General features: G+C 63.0%; 16 protein-coding genes. 5 read left to right on the forward strand and 11 right to left on the reverse strand.

Annotation, left to right across the window (positions count from 1 at the left end):
- Positions 1-191 precede the first annotated feature (191 nt).
- The 10 genes from FS777_RS01535 to tkt all read right to left on the reverse strand — a co-directional run bounded on the left by FS777_RS01535 (position 192) and on the right by tkt (position 10,536).
- On the reverse strand, positions 192-929 hold the full coding sequence (locus FS777_RS01535) for an ABC transporter substrate-binding protein (RefSeq protein WP_058638890.1): 738 nt from the start codon (positions 927-929) through the stop codon (positions 192-194).
- A gap of 145 nt (positions 930-1,074) precedes the next feature.
- Positions 1,075-1,371, reverse strand: coding sequence for a helix-turn-helix domain-containing protein (locus FS777_RS01540; protein WP_145253705.1), 297 nt, complete (start codon positions 1,369-1,371; stop codon positions 1,075-1,077).
- 11 nt (positions 1,372-1,382) lie between these two features.
- Positions 1,383-1,883 (reverse strand): M48 family metallopeptidase, encoded by a 501-nt coding sequence (locus tag FS777_RS01545; RefSeq protein ID WP_058638888.1) that lies wholly within the window; start codon positions 1,881-1,883, stop codon positions 1,383-1,385.
- 31 nt (positions 1,884-1,914) lie between these two features.
- Positions 1,915-4,050, reverse strand: coding sequence for a bifunctional diguanylate cyclase/phosphodiesterase (locus tag FS777_RS01550; RefSeq protein WP_145253708.1), 2,136 nt, complete (start codon positions 4,048-4,050; stop codon positions 1,915-1,917).
- Positions 4,051-4,281: 231 nt separating this feature from the next.
- Complete coding sequence (gene fba / locus FS777_RS01555) at positions 4,282-5,346, reverse strand: class II fructose-bisphosphate aldolase (protein ID WP_023533056.1); 1,065 nt, start codon at positions 5,344-5,346, stop codon at positions 4,282-4,284.
- 118 nt (positions 5,347-5,464) lie between these two features.
- Positions 5,465-5,794, reverse strand: a complete 330-nt coding sequence (locus FS777_RS01560) for an MliC family protein (RefSeq protein ID WP_058638886.1) — start codon at positions 5,792-5,794, stop codon at positions 5,465-5,467.
- 71 nt (positions 5,795-5,865) lie between these two features.
- Positions 5,866-6,117 carry a hypothetical protein gene (locus tag FS777_RS01565; RefSeq protein WP_058604036.1) on the reverse strand — a complete coding sequence of 84 codons (252 nt, stop codon included), beginning with the start codon at positions 6,115-6,117 and terminating at the stop codon, positions 5,866-5,868.
- Positions 6,117-7,280: a phosphoglycerate kinase gene (locus FS777_RS01570; protein WP_058604037.1), complete on the reverse strand. Its 1,164-nt coding sequence runs from the start codon at positions 7,278-7,280 to the stop codon at positions 6,117-6,119. The genes FS777_RS01565 and FS777_RS01570 overlap by 1 nt, the downstream gene beginning before the upstream one ends.
- A gap of 12 nt (positions 7,281-7,292) precedes the next feature.
- Positions 7,293-8,354 (reverse strand): erythrose-4-phosphate dehydrogenase, encoded by a 1,062-nt coding sequence (gene epd, locus FS777_RS01575; RefSeq protein WP_058604038.1) that lies wholly within the window; start codon positions 8,352-8,354, stop codon positions 7,293-7,295.
- 184 nt (positions 8,355-8,538) lie between these two features.
- Positions 8,539-10,536 carry a transketolase gene (gene tkt, locus FS777_RS01580; protein WP_145253711.1) on the reverse strand — a complete coding sequence of 666 codons (1,998 nt, stop codon included), beginning with the start codon at positions 10,534-10,536 and terminating at the stop codon, positions 8,539-8,541.
- A 228-nt stretch (positions 10,537-10,764) separates the two neighbouring features.
- Between tkt and FS777_RS01585 the strand changes: the two genes are divergently transcribed.
- The 4 genes from FS777_RS01585 to FS777_RS01600 all read left to right on the forward strand — a co-directional run bounded on the left by FS777_RS01585 (position 10,765) and on the right by FS777_RS01600 (position 15,338).
- Positions 10,765-11,757, forward strand: coding sequence for a metalloregulator ArsR/SmtB family transcription factor (locus FS777_RS01585; protein ID WP_078477878.1), 993 nt, complete (start codon positions 10,765-10,767; stop codon positions 11,755-11,757).
- Positions 11,758-11,775: 18 nt separating this feature from the next.
- Entirely contained in the window at positions 11,776-12,966 is a 1,191-nt protein-coding gene (metK, locus tag FS777_RS01590; RefSeq protein WP_023532964.1) for a methionine adenosyltransferase, read from the forward strand.
- Positions 12,967-13,109: 143 nt separating this feature from the next.
- Positions 13,110-14,807 (forward strand): NAD-dependent DNA ligase LigB, encoded by a 1,698-nt coding sequence (gene ligB, locus FS777_RS01595; RefSeq protein WP_058638884.1) that lies wholly within the window; start codon positions 13,110-13,112, stop codon positions 14,805-14,807.
- Between the two features lie 138 nt (positions 14,808-14,945).
- Positions 14,946-15,338 (forward strand): DUF1090 domain-containing protein, encoded by a 393-nt coding sequence (locus tag FS777_RS01600; RefSeq protein ID WP_145253714.1) that lies wholly within the window; start codon positions 14,946-14,948, stop codon positions 15,336-15,338.
- 49 nt (positions 15,339-15,387) lie between these two features.
- On the opposite strand, the gene FS777_RS01605 is transcribed toward FS777_RS01600, so the two are convergent.
- Positions 15,388-15,846 (reverse strand): cytochrome c, encoded by a 459-nt coding sequence (locus tag FS777_RS01605; protein ID WP_145253717.1) that lies wholly within the window; start codon positions 15,844-15,846, stop codon positions 15,388-15,390.
- A 118-nt stretch (positions 15,847-15,964) separates the two neighbouring features.
- On the opposite strand from FS777_RS01605, the gene FS777_RS01610 reads away from it, so the two are divergent.
- The gene (locus FS777_RS01610) at positions 15,965-17,116 is read left to right on the forward strand and encodes a murein transglycosylase A (protein ID WP_058638883.1); all 1,152 of its coding nucleotides are present in this window, start codon (positions 15,965-15,967) and stop codon (positions 17,114-17,116) included.
- Positions 17,117-17,138 lie beyond the last annotated feature (22 nt).

Below are 17,138 nucleotides of genomic sequence, written 5' to 3' on the forward strand. Positions count from 1 at the left end.
CCCGGCAAGGCCGCTCCCACCCGAGAAATCGATTGCCTTTGGATGCACCGACTTGCAGGCAAACGCGGTCTTTGTAGGAGCGGCCCTTGTGCCGCGATGGGCCGCAGAGCGGCCCCCGGCACCATGAGCTGCGAAGCTGCAATCCTGAAGCCATTGCCAAGCCGGCGCATCGTAACGCCACCCCTGCTCGCCTAGAAACCATACTGATGCAGTAACCGTTCATAACTGCCATCGGCCTTCATGGCGGCGATGGCCGCGTCGAAGCGAGCGACGATCGACTGGTGGTCCGGGTGCTTCAAGCTAACCAGAATGTGCAGCGGGTTTTCGCCCAGTACAGGCTCCACCAGCTCCACCTTGTCACGCACATTGTCCGGCTCGCGCTGCAGGTGATAGCGGGCCACGTACTCGTCCTCCACGGCCAGGCTCACACGCCCTGCCGCCAGCATGCGCACGGCGGACGAAAATGTACTCACCGCTACCTTGTGCAAGCGGGTATTGCCGTCGAACGCGCTCGAGTAGGCGTAATCACGCACCACGGCGATGCTGTAGGGATACAGGTCCGAGATGTGCTCATAATGCAGGCCCGCACCCTTACGCTGCAGCAGGCGGATACGGTTGTTCAGGTAGGCGCTGGAAAAAAGTCCGATGCGCGCACGCGATTCGTTGTGCCAGGCGTTGATCAGTATGTCGTAACGACCGTCCCCGACGCCTGCCAGGGCCCGAGCCCAGGGTGCCTCCTCGAAGCTGCTGCTATACCCCGCCCGCGTCAGCGCCGTGGTCACGATGCTGATGGCCAGACCGCCGCCAGGCATACTGGCGTCGGTGAAGGGCGGCCAATGATCCGATACCAGGCGCAGCTTGCCGGAGGCGGCGGCCGGAGGCGCCATGACAGTGGCCAGTAACCCGAGAACACAAAGCATCAGCCGCATGCCCAAGCCCTTGCGCGGTGAAGAAACGTACACTGCGGGTGAGCTTACACAAAGGCTCTGGTCGGGGCAGCGGCCAATAGTGTCATCTAGCCTCTATTCTGGCCGAACCTACGGTTTTTATTGCAGTGGCCTTAACGGGTAAAGGTCAGGGATAACCCAGTACCTTGCGTATTTGATTCAGGTGACGCTCGATCCACTGCCGGTCGATGGCCCCCCAGTCCTTTATGCGGTAGTGGCCTGCGTGATTGCGCGCGCCTTCTTGCTGCTCGAAGGTGCAGACGATGTCCAGATCGGCCAGCGCTGCAAGGGTGTCCTGGGCCGTGCGCCGGGGCATGCCCGTAGCCTCCATCAGCGCAGGCACGCTGGTAGCGGCCTGGCGGTCGATCAGCCAGGCGACATAAAGACGGCGGTAGAAACTGCTCTTGGTCTTGCTTACTTCCATGCTGCGGGTCCTCAAGCGTTACCCGGCAACTCCCGATAGGTCAGGTAGACGCGCAGGTCGAATTCCAGTTGATGGTAGTCCGGCTCCATGTGCTGACAGAGCTGGTAGAACGCCTTGTTGTGGTCACGCTCGCGCAAGTGGGCCAACTCATGCACCACGATCATGCGCAGAAACTGCGGCGCAGCCTCCTTGAACAGCGAGGCGATGCGGATTTCCTTCTTGGCCTTGAGTTTGCCGCCCTGCACGCGAGAGACGGCAGTGTTCAGGCCCAGCGCCCGGTGGGTCAGGTCCAGCCGGCTGTCGAACAGCACCTTGTCCAGTGGCGGTGCACTGCGCAGAAAACGCTGGCGCAGTTCCTGGGCGTAGCCGTACAAGGCCTTGTCGCTTTGTACCTCGTGGCGCTCGGGGTAGCGCTTGTGCAGGTATTCGCCAAGGCGGTCGCTGTCGATCATCTGCCGCACCTGTTGTTGCAGGTGCGGTGGGTAAGCTTGCAGGTAGCGTAGGACGGTCATGGCAGTACAGTCGGCGTAACGAACGCGAATTCTAACCCGCTGGCGGGGCAGGCCAGGGGAAAATTGCCGGGAAGTTGCCGGCATCGGCAGCTGTCATAGGGTGCGCTACCAAGAAGCCCTGAACGTATTGGCAGCCTGCGGCTTTGAGCCATTGAGCCTGGGCCTGGGTTTCCACGCCCTCGGCAATCACGGTGATCCCGTAATCGGCACACAGCCCGATGACGCTGCGTGCCAGCGCCGCATCGGCCGACGCGTCCGGCAGGCGCGCCACCAGGTGGCGATCGAGTTTCAGGGTATCGATGGGCAAATCGCGCAGCATACGCAGTGAGCAGTCACCGGCGCCGAAATCGTCCAGCGCCACACGTACACCCAGCGCGCGCAACCGGTCGACCTGCTTGACCGCCGCATCGATGTTGTACATGAGCGAGGTTTCGGCCACTTCCACTTCCAGGTGCGCTGGCTGCAGGCTATAGCGCTGGATGACCCGTTGCAGCTCCTCGACCAGGCTTGGCGAGACGAACTGGGCCCGGCTCAGGCTTATGCCCAACACAATGTCGGTCGCAAAGCATTGGTACCAGGCCTGGCGCTGGGCAGCACTCTGTCCGTAGATCCAGCCGGCCAGGCGGTTGATCAGCCGCGCTTCCTCGAGCAGGGGAATGAACAGGCCTGGCGGCACATCGCCAACGCTGGGGTGCTGCCAGCGTAGCAGGGCTTCGAAGCCGCGCAGGCGACCATCGGCGAAGGCCACTTGCGGTTGATACACCAAGGTAAAATCCTGCTGCTCGATGGCCGTACGCACGCCGTCTTCGAGCATCAGGCGGGAACGGGCGCGGCCATTGAGCTCCTGGTCGTAGAAGCGATACTGCTGGCGCCCTGCCTGCTTGGCAGCGTACATGGCCGCGTCGGCTGCGCGCAGCAAGCCTTCGACGTTGCCACCGCAGTCGGGGTAGGTAGCGATGCCGATGCTCACGCCCAGGCATACGTCCAGCCCATCGATCTGGTGGCTGATGGCAATGCGCTCGAGCAGCCGCTCGGCGTAGCGCCCGGCTTGCTCGGCATAGGGCAAGCCGTCGAACAGCGCGGTGAATTCGTCTCCGCCCATGCGCGCCAGCAGGGCTTCACTGCCCAGACAATCCTTGAGCTGCTCGGCCACCCAGCGCAATACCCGGTCACCTGCATCGTGGCCGAGGGAATCGTTGATACGCTTGAAGCCATCCAGGTCCATGTACATCAAGGCCTGCGCCCGGTCGGAGCGCTCATTGCGCAGCAATGCCCCTTCGGCCGCCTGGTAGAACCCACGGCGGTTAAGCAGGCCGGTAAGTGGGTCGGTAATGGCCTGGTATTCGAGCTGTTGGTGCAGGTTGTGCACCGCCGACATGTCCAGCACGGTCACCACCATCGCCTGCTGCTCGGCAGGCAGGGGCGCACAGGACAGGGCCACCGGCAGCAGCTCGCCGCTCGGGCGACGCAATTGGGCGTCGTGCAGGCGGTAGATGCGCCTGGCCAGGTAGCTTTGGTAGAACGCCGAATCCTGCCACGTACTCGGCGTGCTCAGCTGCAACAGCCCCAGCAGGTCGACGTTCTGCAACAGTTCGATAGGCGTTGCCAGCAGGGAACAGACAGCCGGGTTGGCGAAGCGGATGATGCCGCCTGCATCCACCACCAGAATACCCTCGGCCGCATTGTCCAGAATGGATGCATTGAAGGCGCGGGCTTCGTCGAGTTCACGGGTCAGCGCCTGCAAACGCCGCCGATTGCGCTGCTGGTCGAGCAGGGCCTGAACCTTGGGCTTGAGAATCTGCGGGTCGAACGGCTTGAACATGTAGTCCACGGCGCCGTTGGCATAGCCTTTCAACACGGCGGCCTGGGACTGCTCGTTGGCTGTCAGGAAAATGATGGGCGTAAGCCGGGTTCGCTGGCTGCCACGCATCAGACGAGCGACTTCGAAGCCGTCCATCTCGGGCATATGCACATCGAGTAAAACCAGGTCGACATCGTTTTCCAACAACGCGCTCAGGGCTTCTCGGCCCGAACTTGCCGTCAGCACCTGCCAATCCTGGCGCGACAACAAGGCTTGCATACTGATGAGGTTCTCCGGGTAATCGTCGACTACCAGAAGCACCGAGCTGCCATCCTGTGGCATGAGTTGAAGGTGAGCGCCATCCATGCTGCATCTCTGTTATATGACCGACTACAAACTGGCCGTTGGATCCAGTTTTACCCCAGGCATGAGCTGATAGCACGCATCACAAGCCAAAACCATCAGTCACTGACTGAAGGTAGCCGACCGATAGCGGTTTCGCTGACATTCTGTGATACGCAACGGCAGATCGGTTTCGCAGCCACTGCCAGAAACGAAAAACCCGCATCGCTGCGGGTTTTTTCGAGGCCGGGTGGCTTAGTTGACCTTTGCAGCCAACTCGCCTTTGGCGTAGCGCTGGAACATGCCTTCCAGGGAGATCGGCTTGATCTTCGAGGCATGGCCGGCAGTGCCGAATGCTTCGTAACGGGCGATGCACACGTCGCGCATGGCTTTTACGGTTTCAGCGAAGAACTTGCGCGGGTCGAACTCGCTTGGGTTCATGGCCATGTGACGACGGATGGCACCGGTGGACGCCAGACGCAGGTCGGTGTCGATGTTGACCTTGCGCACGCCGTACTTGATGCCTTCGACGATTTCCTCGACCGGCACACCGTAGGTTTCCTTGATGTCGCCGCCGTACTGGTTGATGATCGCCAGCCACTCCTGCGGTACCGAGGAAGAGCCGTGCATCACCAGGTGGGTGTCGGGGATGCGCTTGTGGATTTCCTTGATGCGGTCGATGGCCAGCACGTCACCGGTAGGCGGCTTGGTGAACTTGTACGCACCATGGCTGGTGCCGATGGCGATGGCCAGGGCATCGACCTGGGTCTTCTTGACGAAGTCGGCCGCTTCTTCAGGGTCGGTCAGCATCTGGCTGTGGTCGAGCACGCCTTCGGCACCGATACCGTCTTCTTCACCTGCCATGCCGGTTTCCAGCGAGCCCAGGCAACCCAGTTCGCCTTCTACCGACACACCACAGGCATGGGCCATGGCAACGGTCTGCTGGGTGACGCGCACGTTGTATTCGTAGTCGGTCGGGGTCTTGCCGTCTTCGCCGAGCGAGCCGTCCATCATGACCGAGCTGAAGCCCAGCTGGATGGAACGCTGGCAGACATCCGGGCTGGTGCCGTGATCCTGGTGCATGCACACCGGGATATGCGGGAATTCTTCGATGGCCGCCAGGATCAGGTGGCGCAGGAACGGCGCACCCGCGTACTTGCGCGCACCAGCCGAGGCCTGGACGATCACAGGGGAGTCGGTCTTGTCAGCCGCTTCCATGATGGCGCGCATCTGCTCGAGGTTGTTGACGTTGAAAGCCGGTACGCCGTAACCGAACTCGGCGGCGTGGTCCAGCATCTGGCGCATGCTAATGAGTGCCATTGTGTATCTCTCTCCCGACAAGCGTCGTTGTTTCGTGCAAGCCTGCCGCAGGGGCGGTTGCTGTTCAAGTAGTGTGGGCCACCTAGGCTTTTCACACAGAGCCTAGCGGCCCGGCCAGTCACGGTGCCTTGCAGCCCCGCCCTATCAGATCGTTGGTCGCCACCCAGTACACCAGGCCTTCCTCACCCTGGGTGTGGAACGCCAGCATGCCGTCGCTGTACAGCGCGCCGGACGCGCCGGGCTCGGCCTTGAGCCGGTACACCTGGTCGCCGCCACCAAGACGCACGTCGACCTGGTCCCGCTGCGGGTCGGCAAACCGCCACAGCACTTCGGCCTGGGTGTCGCAGACCCAGCGGGTCCAGTTGTCCGCCGGCGCGGTCTGCGCCGGCTGCAGCAGTGAACATCCTGCCAGTGTCGCCAGGGCCATTACGGCCAAGAGCGCTTTCATTCAATTACCTCGATGGGCAGCACACGGCCCTTCTCCAAGACCACAAACCGGCCTGCAGGTTGCCGGCCCGATCAAGGGCAGCCTGGCGCCTTGCGCTGGTGCTCTTCGTCGTACTTTTCCAGGCCTTCCGGGCCTACGCGCTTGCTGATCACCGGCACGGTTTCGGCTTGCCATTCGGACTGATAGCACCCGCCCTTGGGCGGTTGCGCCGGGTCGTCCTGGGCATCCGGGCTGCCGGCGCAGGCGCTCAGCAGCCCGGCCAGCAGCAACACAGGCAACTGCTTGGCCACCAGGCCACTCCTTTTGCCAGGCGCCGTGTTCATCAGGCTTTGGCCCGCTCTTCGAGCATGGCCACCGCTGGCAGGACTTTGCCTTCGACGAATTCGAGGAAGGCGCCGCCACCGGTAGAAATGTAGGAGATATCCTGGCTGACGCCATATTTGTCGATGGCCGCCAGGGTATCACCGCCACCGGCAATGGAGAACGCGGCGCTGTCGGCGATCGCCTTGGCCAGCACCTGGGTGCCATTGCCGAACTGATCGAACTCGAATACGCCGACCGGGCCATTCCACAGGATGGTCTTGGAGGACTTGAGCAAGTCGGCGAACTGGGCGGCGGTCTGCGGGCCGATGTCCAGGATCATGTCGTCGGCAGCGACATCGGCAATGGCCTTGACGGTGGCTTCGGCGTCTTCGGCAAAGGCCTTGGCAACCACCACATCGACAGGCAGCGGCACGCTGACCTTGGCGGCAATGGCCTTGGCCGTTTCGACCAGATCAGGCTCGTACAGCGACTTACCGACCGGGTGCCCGGCAGCCGCCAGGAAGGTGTTGGCGATGCCGCCACCGACGATCAGCTGATCGCATACCGAGCTCAGGCTGTTGAGCACGTCCAGCTTGGTGGAAACCTTGGAACCGGCAACGATGGCGGCCATTGGCTTGGCCGGGGCCTTCAGCGCCTTGCCCAGGGCATCCAGCTCAGCTGCCAGCAACGGGCCAGCCGCCGCGACCTTGGCGAACTTGGCAACGCCATGGGTAGAACCCTCGGCGCGGTGCGCCGTGCCGAAGGCGTCCATCACGAACACGTCGCACAATGCCGCGTACTGCTGGGCCAGCTCATCGGCGTTCTTCTTCTCGCCCTTGTTGAAGCGCACGTTCTCGAACAGCACCAGCTCGCCGGCCTTGATCTCGACGCCATCGAGGTAGTCACCCACCAGTGGTACGTCGCGGCCCAGCGCCTGGCTCAAGTACTGGGCAACCGGCTTGAGGCTGTTTTCGGCAGAGAATTCACCTTCAGTGGGGCGGCCCAGGTGCGAGCAGACCATCACCGCCGCGCCCTTTTCCAAGGCCAGCTTGATGGTCGGCAGCGCCGCCTGGATGCGCGCATCGCTGGTCACCACACCGTCCTTGACAGGCACGTTCAGGTCTTCGCGAATCAGTACGCGCTTACCTTGCAGGTCGAGGTCGGTCATCTTCAACACGGTCATGAATGCGGTCCTTCAGGGCTGTTTGTTGCGGTTTGGGTGGACGACGTGCAGAAAATGTCCGGCGACGTCGAGCATACGGTTTGCAAACCCCCATTCGTTGTCGAACCAGGCCAGCAGGTTGACCAGGCGCGGGCCTGATACACGGGTCTGGCTGGCATCGACGATGGCCGAATGCGGGTCGTGGTTGAAATCACAACTGGCGTGGGGCAGCTCAGTATAGGCCAGCAGGCCTTTGAGCGGCCCGGTCAGCGCGGCCTCGCGCAGCACCCTGTTGACCTCGGCTGCGGTGGTGTCGCGAGCGGTCTGCAAGGTGATGTCCAGGCACGAGACGTTGACCGTCGGCACGCGTACCGCTTTGGCCTGGATTCGCCCGGCAAGTTCCGGGAGCAGGCGCTCGATGCCGCGCGCAAGCCCGGTGGACACCGGAATCACCGACTGGAACGCCGAACGGGTACGGCGCAGGTCTTCATGGTGATAGGCGTCGATCACCGGCTGATCGTTCATGGCCGAGTGAATGGTGGTGATCTGTACGTAGTCGATGCCAAATGCCTGATCCAGCACCCTCAGCAGCGGTACACCGCAGTTGGTGGTGCACGAAGCATTGGAGACTAGGCGCTCAGTGCCGGTCAGGCAATCCTGGTTGATACCGTAGACCACCGTGGCATCGACGTCGGCCTCGCTGGCCATGGGCTGGGAAAACAGCACCCGTGGCGCACCCGCCTCAAGAAAGCGCTGGCCATCGGCACGGGTGTTGTAGGCCCCGGAACACTCCAGGACCAGGTCCACGTCCAGGGCTGCCCAGTCGATGCCTTCGGGCGTGGCGCTGCGCATCACCTTTACGCAATCGCCATTGATATGCAGGCAATCGCCATCGACCTTGACCTCGCCGGGAAAGCGCCCGTGGGTGGAGTCGAAGCGGGTGAGGTATTCCAGGCTGGCCTGGTCGGCCAGGTCGTTGAGTGCGACGATCTCGAAATCGGCCCTGCTGCCCCGCTCGAACAGCGCGCGCAGAACACAGCGGCCGATACGGCCATAACCGTTGAGTGCAACTTTATAGGGACGCAAGTGGGACATTCGTTGACTCGCTAAGCGTGATGGCTTCGAGGCCGCATGGCGGCCTATCGCGGCACAAGGCCGCTTCCACAGGTACCACGCCGTTGCTGGCAGGGTAGTACCTGTGGAAGCGGCCTCATGGCGCGATGGAGGGCGACGCCCTCCCCTCGCACGACCAGGAGGGCATCCTGCCCTCCCTGATACATCAGTCTTCCAGCAGCTCTTCGGCAGTACCCAGGATGTTCTCCAGGGTGAAGCCGAATTCTTCGAACAGTGCCGAAGCCGGCGCCGACTCACCGTAGGTGGTCATGCCGATGACGCGGCCTTCGAGGCCGACGTACTTGTACCAGAAGTCCGCATGGGCCGCTTCGATGGCGATACGGGCGCTGACTTCCAACGGCAACACCGACTGCTTGTAGGCAGCATCCTGGGTATCGAACACGCTGGTCGACGGCATGGACACCACGCGCACGTTGCGGCCCTGCTCGGTCAGCTTGTCGTAGGCCTGAACGGCCAGGCCCACTTCCGAGCCGGTGGCGATCAGGATCAGCTCCGGCTCGCCCGCGCAATCCTTGAGCACGTAGCCGCCACGGCTGATGGCAGCGAGCTGCTGCGCATCGCGAGCCTGGTGCTGCAGGTTCTGGCGCGAGAAGATCAGCGCCGATGGGCCATCCTTGCGCTCCAGGGCGTTCTTCCAGGCCACGGCCGACTCCACGGCATCTGCGGGGCGCCAGGTGTCCAGGTTCGGCGTGGTGCGCAGGCTGGTCAGCTGCTCGATCGGCTGGTGGGTCGGGCCGTCTTCGCCCAGGCCAATGGAGTCGTGGGTGTAGACGTGGATAACGCGCTGTTTCATCAACGCCGACATGCGCACGGCATTGCGGGCATATTCCATGAACATCAGGAAAGTCGCGCCGTAAGGCACCAGACCGCCGTGCAGTGCCACGCCGTTCATGATGGCGGTCATGCCGAACTCACGTACGCCGTAGAACACGTAGTTACCGCTGGCGTCGCCGGCTTCCACACCCTTGCAACCCTTCCACAGGGTCAGGTTGGAACCGGCCAGGTCCGCCGAGCCGCCAAGGAATTCAGGCAACATCGGGCCATAGGCGTTCAGGGCATTCTGGCTGGCCTTGCGGCTGGCGATGGTTTCGCCCTTGGCCGCCACTTCCTCGATGTAGGCCTGGGCCTTTTCGCTGAAATCGGCAGGCAGGTCACCGGCCATGCGGCGCTTGAACTCTGCGGCCAGCTCCGGATGAGCCTGGGCGTAGGCCTCGAAACGCTGGTTCCACTCGGCTTCGGCCTTGGCACCGGCTTGCTTGGCGTCCCACTCGGCATAGATGTCGGCAGGGATTTCGAACGGGCCGTGGTTCCAGCCCAATGCCTTACGGGTCAGGGCAATTTCGTCGTTGCCCAGCGGCGCGCCGTGGGACTCTTCCTTGCCCTGCTTGTTCGGCGAACCGAAACCGATGGTGGTCTTGCAGCAGATCAGGGTCGGACGGTCGCTCTTGCGGGCGGTCTCGATGGCCGTCTTGATCTCTTCGGCGTCGTGGCCGTTGACGTTGCGGATCACCTGCCAGTTGTAGGCTTCAAAGCGCCCCGGGGTATTGTCGGTGAACCAGCCATGCACTTCGCCGTCGATGGAAATGCCGTTGTCGTCGTAGAAGGCGATCAGCTTGTTCAGCCCCAGGGTGCCGGCCAGTGAGGCCACTTCGTGGGAGATGCCTTCCATCATGCAGCCATCGCCCAGGAACACGTAGGTGTTGTGGTCGACGATGGTGTGGCCGTCACGGTTGAACTGGGCCGCCATGACCTTTTCGGCCAGGGCGAAGCCCACGGCGTTGGCGATGCCTTGCCCGAGCGGGCCGGTGGTGGTTTCCACCCCGGGGGTGTAACCGTGCTCCGGGTGGCCCGGGGTACGGCTGTGCAGTTGACGGAAGCCCTTGAGGTCGTCGATCGACAGGTCGTAGCCAGTCAGGTGCAGCAGCGAGTAGATGAGCATCGAACCGTGGCCGTTGGACAGCACGAAGCGGTCGCGATCGGGAAATGCCGGGTTGCTCGGGTTGTGCTTGAGGTAGTCGCGCCAAAGAACTTCGGCGATATCCGCCATGCCCATGGGGGCACCGGGGTGGCCGCTGTTGGCCTTTTGCACGGCATCCATGCTAAGGGCACGAATGGCGTTGGCACGTTCACGACGGCTGGGCATCGCTGATCTCCTGGGGGCTTGAATAGGTGGTATTACGAAAAAGGCGGCCATTTTCGCCCACTGGGGCGCTTGGGGCAAACATTTAAGCAGCAGGCGGCGTGCATTAGTCCGAGCATCGGGCGCAATGGCAACGCCAGGGCCAGGGCGACTGGGTAGCAGGCCTGCAATATCAAAACTTTTTGATATAGAACTTGCTAGGGCAACGATGCCTGTCTAGACTCCCGCACCATGAACCTTCGTGCGCAAGCAATTCCGGAACAACGCGAGGCACTGGCCGCCCTGTGCAAGGCCAGTGGCGACGAGTTGCGCCTGAATGTACTGCGCGCCCTGGCCAACGATTCCTTCGGCGTGCTGGAGCTGGCGCAGATCTTCGACATCGGTCAGTCGGGCATGAGCCACCACCTCAAGGTGCTGGCCCAGGCCGACCTGGTCGCCACCCGTCGGGAAGGCAACGCCATTTTCTATCGCCGTGCCCTACCCGATAGCCTGCGCCTGGGCGGGCGCCTGCACGCCGCGTTGCTCGACGAGGTCGATAACCTGGCCTTGCCCGCTGAGGTGCAGGGCCGCATCGCCCAGGTGCAGCAGCGCCGCGCAGCAACCAGCCAGGACTTCTTCCTGCGTGTGGAAGAACGCTTTCGCGCCCAGCAGGACCTGATCGCAGGCTTGCCGCAATACCGCGAGAGCCTGCTGGCGCTGCTCGACAAACTGCATTTCGACCCAAGCGCCAGCGCGCTTGAAGTCGGCCCCGGCGATGGCGGGTTCCTGCCGGACCTGGCTCGGCGCTTTGCCCAGGTCACGGCGCTGGACAACAGCCCGACCATGCTCGAACTCGCCCGCCAGGTCTGCCAGCGCGAAGGGCTGGACAATGTGAACCTGCAGTTGGCCGATGCACTGGGTGCAACGGATGTGGTCGCTGACTGCGTTGTGCTGAACATGGTCCTGCACCATTTCAGCGACCCGGCCCTGGCGTTGTGCCAGCTGGCCAAACGGGTGAAAGCAGGCGGCAGCCTGCTGATCACCGAGTTGTGCAGCCATGACCAGGGGTGGGCGCGGGAAGCCTGCGGCGACCTGTGGCTCGGCTTCGAACAGGACGACTTGGCCCGCTGGGCCAACGCGGCAGGCCTGTCCCACGGGGATAGCCTGTACGTAGGCCTGCGTAACGGTTTCCAGATCCAGGTCCGCCATTTCCAGCGGACGGCTGGCGACATACACCATCGGTAAATTTCAGGAACCTTCGAGATGAGCGAATACTCCCTTTTCACCTCCGAGTCCGTGTCCGAAGGGCATCCGGATAAAATCGCCGACCAGATTTCTGACGCCGTGCTGGATGCGATCATCGCCCAGGACAAGTACGCCCGCGTCGCCTGTGAAACGCTGGTCAAGACCGGCGTGGCGATCATTGCCGGCGAGGTGAGCACCTCGGCCTGGGTCGACCTTGAGGACCTGGTACGCAAGGTCATCATCGACATCGGCTACAACAGCTCGGACGTAGGCTTCGACGGTGCCACCTGCGCCGTGATGAACATCATCGGCAAGCAGTCGGTGGACATCGCCCAGGGCGTCGACCGTTCCAAGCCAGAAGACCAGGGCGCCGGTGACCAGGGCCTGATGTTCGGCTACGCCAGCAACGAGACCGAAGTGCTGATGCCAGCGCCGATCTGCTTCTCGCACCGCCTGGTCGAACGCCAGGCCGAAGCACGCAAGTCTGGCCTGCTGCCCTGGCTGCGCCCGGATGCCAAGTCGCAGGTCACCTGCCGCTACGAAGGTGGCAAGGTCGTGGGCATCGATGCGGTGGTCCTGTCCACCCAGCATAACCCTGAGGTATCGCAGAAAGACCTGCAGGAAGCGGTCATGGAACTGATCGTCAAGCACACGCTGCCTGCCGAGCTGCTGCACAAGGGTACCCAGTACCACATCAACCCGACCGGCAACTTCATCATCGGCGGCCCGGTCGGTGACTGTGGTCTGACCGGTCGCAAGATCATCGTCGACTCCTACGGCGGCATGGCCCGCCACGGTGGCGGCGCGTTCTCGGGCAAGGACCCGTCCAAGGTCGACCGTTCCGCCGCCTATGCCGGCCGCTACGTGGCCAAGAACATCGTCGCCGCCGGCCTGGCCGAGCGCTGCGAGATCCAGGTCTCGTACGCCATCGGCGTGGCCCAGCCGACTTCCATCTCGATCAACACCTTTGGCACCGGCAAAGTGTCGGACGAGAAGATCATCCAGCTGGTGCGCGAGTGCTTCGACCTGCGTCCATATGCCATCACCACCATGCTCGACCTGCTGCACCCGATGTACCAGGAAACCGCTGCCTACGGCCACTTCGGCCGCACCCCGCAACAAAAAACAGTGGGTGACGACACCTTCACCACCTTCACCTGGGAACGCACCGACCGCGCTGAAGCGCTGCGTGACGCTGCCGGCCTGTAATTTCCTACAGCGCTGAGCGAAAGCCCCTGCCGAGCAATCGGCAGGGGCTTTTTTGTGACATATCGCCTGACAAACCGCCCGAGGCGAACACCGTGAAAAACCCATAGGCTCGGCACACTTTCAGCCACGCAAGGAAGCGGGCCATGCCAATCGTATTGCTGCTGATCATGGTGGTGTTCCACCTGCCGCCGACCTGGGCCAACCCGTGCCCGGATTGGACACCGTCGCGCTCACACGCTGAGATCGCCCAGCTGAGCGCCACGCTCGCGCACTGGGACGAACGTTATCACCGTGACGGCGTGGCACTGGTGGCCGATGAGCTGTATGACCAGAGCCGCGATCACCTGGCCATGCTGCAACGCTGCGTTGGCCTTGCGACCCAGGCCTCGCCGCTGGCCAGCGCAGGTGGCCCAGTCGTCCATCCCGTGCCGCACACCGGCGTGCAGAAGCTGGCCGACTTCCAGCGTGTTGCCGGCTGGATGGTTGGCAAGACTGACCTATGGATACAGCCAAAGGTCGATGGCGTGGCCGTTTCACTGATCTACCGCCAAGGCCGGCTGACCCAGTTGATCAGCCGAGGCGACGGGGTCCAGGGACACGATTGGAGCCGCCACATCCCACAACTCGGACGGATTGTCCGGCGACTGCCCCACCCGCTCGATCTGTCGCTTCAAGGCGAGCTCTACTTGCGCCTTGAGGGCCACATACAGGCAAGCGCAGGGGGTATAAATGCCCGTGGCACGGTCGCCGGCCTGCTTGCTCGCCACCAAATCGACGAGGAACAAGGCGCCCGCATCGGTCTGTTCGTGTGGGATTGGCCCAACGGGCCTGAGCAGCAAACCGAGCGCCTGTCGCAGCTGGTCCAGTTAGGTTTTGCGGACAGTCAGCATTACAGCGTTGCGATCAATACTCCCGAAGAAGCTGCGCGGTGGCGGGACCACTGGTTCAGCACGCCGCTACACTTCGCCAGCGACGGGGTGATCCTGCGCCAGGGCAAACGCCCACCCGCCCAACGCTGGCAGGCCAAGGCGCCGTACTGGATCGCAGCCTGGAAATACCCCTACGCACGAAAGTTGGCGCAGGTACGCGATGTGCGCTTCCAGGTCGGCCGTACTGGCAAGGTTACCCCCATCGTTCACCTCGAGCCGGTCACCCTCGATGACCGACGCGTGACCCGTATCAGCCTGGGTTCGCTGTCACGCTGGCAGGCATTGGACGTTCGGCCAGGCGACCAGATAGCCATTAGCCTGGCGGGGCTGACCATCCCCCGTTTCGAGCAGATCGTGCATTACTCGGTCGAACGCCAGCCAGTCAACGCACCTGCAGTCGACCAATACCATGCCCATAGCTGCTGGCGTGCTGGAGAAGGCTGCAATGAGCAGTTCATCGCCCGCCTCAGCTGGCTGGCCGGCAAACAGGGCCTGGTCCTGCCTGGGATGGGCCCAGGGACCTGGCGGCGACTGGTCGAGGCAGGCCTGGTGTCGACGATGACCGACTGGCTGGAGCTCGATGAGGGGCGCCTGCAACAGGTGCCAGGCATCAGCGCTCTGAGGGCAGCCCAATTGCTAGCCGCCTTCGAGCAGGCCCGCTCGCGCCCATTTTCCCAATGGGTTCGCGGTATAGGAGCACCCATTGGCAAAGGTGTGCTGCTGCCCGGTGACTGGCCGACAGTGGTTGCCCAGACGCACGTGCAGTGGCAAGCCCAGCCTGGCATCGGCTCGAAAAGGGCGGACGAACTTGCGCGATTCTTCGCCAGCGCCGAGGTGCAAGCCATTGCAGCCCATCTGGCCGGGCAGGCTGTAGACGGGTTCTCGGAGCAGCCGCTCAGGCCTGAGCAATGATTATTTACCAAAAAAACTGTAGGAAAAGCCGGAGATTTAGCGGCCCAGCTTTATCAAGGGTTTCTAAATAGCCAAAACCAAGGCAGGATTTCCATCCAGAATTTTTCTCGTTGCCCTGCCCCGTCCAGGAGGCTTTTCATGAAACGCTTTCCCCCCCTTTTTCTGCTCGCGGCCTTGGGCCTGGGCGCAGGCACTGTACAAGCAGCCGCGCCCGATGCCGGCCTGACAGGTTGCGACGCCAAGCGCAGCGCGATCGAGAACCAGCTCAAAATCGCCCGTGAGCATGGCAATGCCGCTCAGGCGGCCGGGCTGGAAGAAGCCTTGCGTGGCGTAGCCAACTGCACTGACGCCAGCCTACGCAAGGAGCGTGAGCAGAAGGTGCTCGATGCGCGCCATGAGGTGGCCCAGCGAGAGAAAGACCTGAAAAAGGCCGAGAAGAAGGGCGATGCCGAAAAGATCAACAAGCGCAAGGACAAGCTCGCCGAGTCCCGCAAGGAACTGCAGGACGCGGTAGACGACCTTGACCGCTGAGGCCAGCGCCTGAGGCGGCGCACGGGCCAGCCGCCGCCCGCCTCGCCATTCAATGGTTACGAAATTCGCTATGGCACGCTCGGCATGCGCCTTCGACTTTGTCCATGGGCGCCTTCAATTGCGCAGCGTCCAGCGATGGCTGGCGCGTCGCTTGTACGAGCTCGCCAGTGGCTGCCTCCAATTGCCGGGCCAGGTCCTGAAAGCGCGCCTGCCGTTGCCACACCTCAGGGCGGGCTGCGCTGCTGTCGCCTTCACGCACCTGCGTAAAGTGCTGCCAGGGTTGGTGAGACAGCGTATCCAGTGTCTGCGCCCCTTGGGCGAAGCGGCCGGCGTCGAACGGCAGTCGACCACGCAACATGCCGCCCAGGTCCTCGCTTGTCGTGAGCATGTCCTTGAAGATGGCCTTGCGCTTACCCAGCGGCGAGTCGGGGTCAACGCCCCCGCACCCCGCCAGGCCACTGCCCAAGGTCAATACTGCAAGCACCACAACGCCCAACCGCTTAAACATCTCGCCTACCCATGCCTGGTAAAAAGGGCCGGCAGTATCGCTGGCAAAAGGCGAAAGACCAATAGCCACATAAAAAACAGGGGTGAACCGCGTGTTCGTCCATGACAGGAATACAACGATGAAACATGCCTTGCGCCACCTGGCCTGGTCATTCCCGCTAATGGCGTTGCTGGCCGGCTGCGACAACGACCAGACGACAAAGCCCGAGCCCCACGCCATCGCGACCTACGCGCCTGTTGCCTGGAAAGACCTGCCCACGGTCAGCGACGAAGACATGCTCGCCGGTTTCTATGCCTGGCGCAGCGGCTGCGAAAAACTCACGCGCGACCCGGTCTGGGCCGCCACCTGTGAAGCCGCCGGGAGCCAGCCGGCAAGCGCTGCACAGGTGCGCACCTTTCTCGAGCAGAACCTCGAGGTCTACGGCCTGCGTTCGGCCGACAACAGTGCCAACGGCTTGATCACCGGCTATTACGAGCCTGTCTACCCCGGCAGCCTGACCCCATCTGCCACCTATCATGTGGCGGTCTACGGCCCTCCCGAAGACATGATCACGGTGGACCTGGCCAGCGTGTACCCGGAACTCAAGGGCAAGCGCCTGCGCGGTCGCCTCGAAGGGCGCGTGCTCAAGCCCTACGACACCGCAGAGGTGATCAACCGCAACGGCGCCAAGGCACCGGTACTGGCCTGGCTGACCGACCCGATGGACTTGCAGTTCCTGCAAATCCAGGGCTCTGGCCGTGTTCAACTGGAGGGCGGGCGCCAGCTGCGCCTGGGTTACGCCGACCAGAACGGTCATCCGTATCGTCCCATTGGCCGCTGGTTGGTCGAGCAAGGGCAGCTGAAAAAAGAAGACGTGAGCATGGGCGCCATTCATGCGTGGGCCCAGGCCAACCCTTCACGGGTGCCTGAATTGCTGGCCAGCAACCCCAGCTACGTGTTCTTCAGCCCACGCCCCGACAGCAACGAGGGGCCACGTGGTTCGCTCAACGTTCCGCTGACGGCGGGCTACAGTGTGGCCATTGACCGCAAAGTCATCCCGCTTGGCAGTCTGCTGTGGCTATCGACCACACGCCCGGACGGCAGCCCCGTCGTGCGCCCGGTCGCAGCCCAGGACACCGGAGGCGCCATTGCAGGCGAGGTGCGCGCCGACCTGTTCTGGGGGACCGGCCAGGCAGCCGGAGACCTGGCCGGGAACATGAAGCAGCAGGGCCAGATCTGGATGCTGTGGCCCAAGGGCCAACCGCTGCCTGAGGTGCCCAAGGTCCCGTGACCAGGGCCTTGGCATCGGGCGA

Source organism: Pseudomonas sp. DE0157 (genome assembly GCF_007678615.1).
Lineage (GTDB): Bacteria > Pseudomonadota > Gammaproteobacteria > Pseudomonadales > Pseudomonadaceae > Aquipseudomonas > Aquipseudomonas parafulva_B.

Bases quoted from the DNA above. Each gene is read 5' to 3' on its own strand.
- FS777_RS01535 (WP_058638890.1), bottom strand. From the start codon at position 929: ATGCGGCTGATGCTTTGTGTTCTCGGGTTACTGGCCACTGTCATGGCG.
- FS777_RS01540 (WP_145253705.1), bottom strand. From the start codon at position 1,371: ATGGAAGTAAGCAAGACCAAGAGCAGTTTCTACCGCCGTCTTTATGTC.
- FS777_RS01545 (WP_058638888.1), bottom strand. From the start codon at position 1,883: ATGACCGTCCTACGCTACCTGCAAGCTTACCCACCGCACCTGCAACAA.
- FS777_RS01550 (WP_145253708.1), bottom strand. From the start codon at position 4,050: ATGGATGGCGCTCACCTTCAACTCATGCCACAGGATGGCAGCTCGGTG.
- fba (WP_023533056.1), bottom strand. From the start codon at position 5,346: ATGGCACTCATTAGCATGCGCCAGATGCTGGACCACGCCGCCGAGTTC.
- FS777_RS01560 (WP_058638886.1), bottom strand. From the start codon at position 5,794: ATGAAAGCGCTCTTGGCCGTAATGGCCCTGGCGACACTGGCAGGATGT.
- FS777_RS01565 (WP_058604036.1), bottom strand. From the start codon at position 6,117: ATGAACACGGCGCCTGGCAAAAGGAGTGGCCTGGTGGCCAAGCAGTTG.
- FS777_RS01570 (WP_058604037.1), bottom strand. From the start codon at position 7,280: ATGACCGTGTTGAAGATGACCGACCTCGACCTGCAAGGTAAGCGCGTA.
- epd (WP_058604038.1), bottom strand. From the start codon at position 8,354: ATGTCCCACTTGCGTCCCTATAAAGTTGCACTCAACGGTTATGGCCGT.
- tkt (WP_145253711.1), bottom strand. From the start codon at position 10,536: ATGCCCAGCCGTCGTGAACGTGCCAACGCCATTCGTGCCCTTAGCATG.
- FS777_RS01585 (WP_078477878.1), top strand. From the start codon at position 10,765: ATGAACCTTCGTGCGCAAGCAATTCCGGAACAACGCGAGGCACTGGCC.
- metK (WP_023532964.1), top strand. From the start codon at position 11,776: ATGAGCGAATACTCCCTTTTCACCTCCGAGTCCGTGTCCGAAGGGCAT.
- ligB (WP_058638884.1), top strand. From the start codon at position 13,110: ATGCCAATCGTATTGCTGCTGATCATGGTGGTGTTCCACCTGCCGCCG.
- FS777_RS01600 (WP_145253714.1), top strand. From the start codon at position 14,946: ATGAAACGCTTTCCCCCCCTTTTTCTGCTCGCGGCCTTGGGCCTGGGC.
- FS777_RS01605 (WP_145253717.1), bottom strand. From the start codon at position 15,846: ATGTTTAAGCGGTTGGGCGTTGTGGTGCTTGCAGTATTGACCTTGGGC.
- FS777_RS01610 (WP_058638883.1), top strand. From the start codon at position 15,965: ATGAAACATGCCTTGCGCCACCTGGCCTGGTCATTCCCGCTAATGGCG.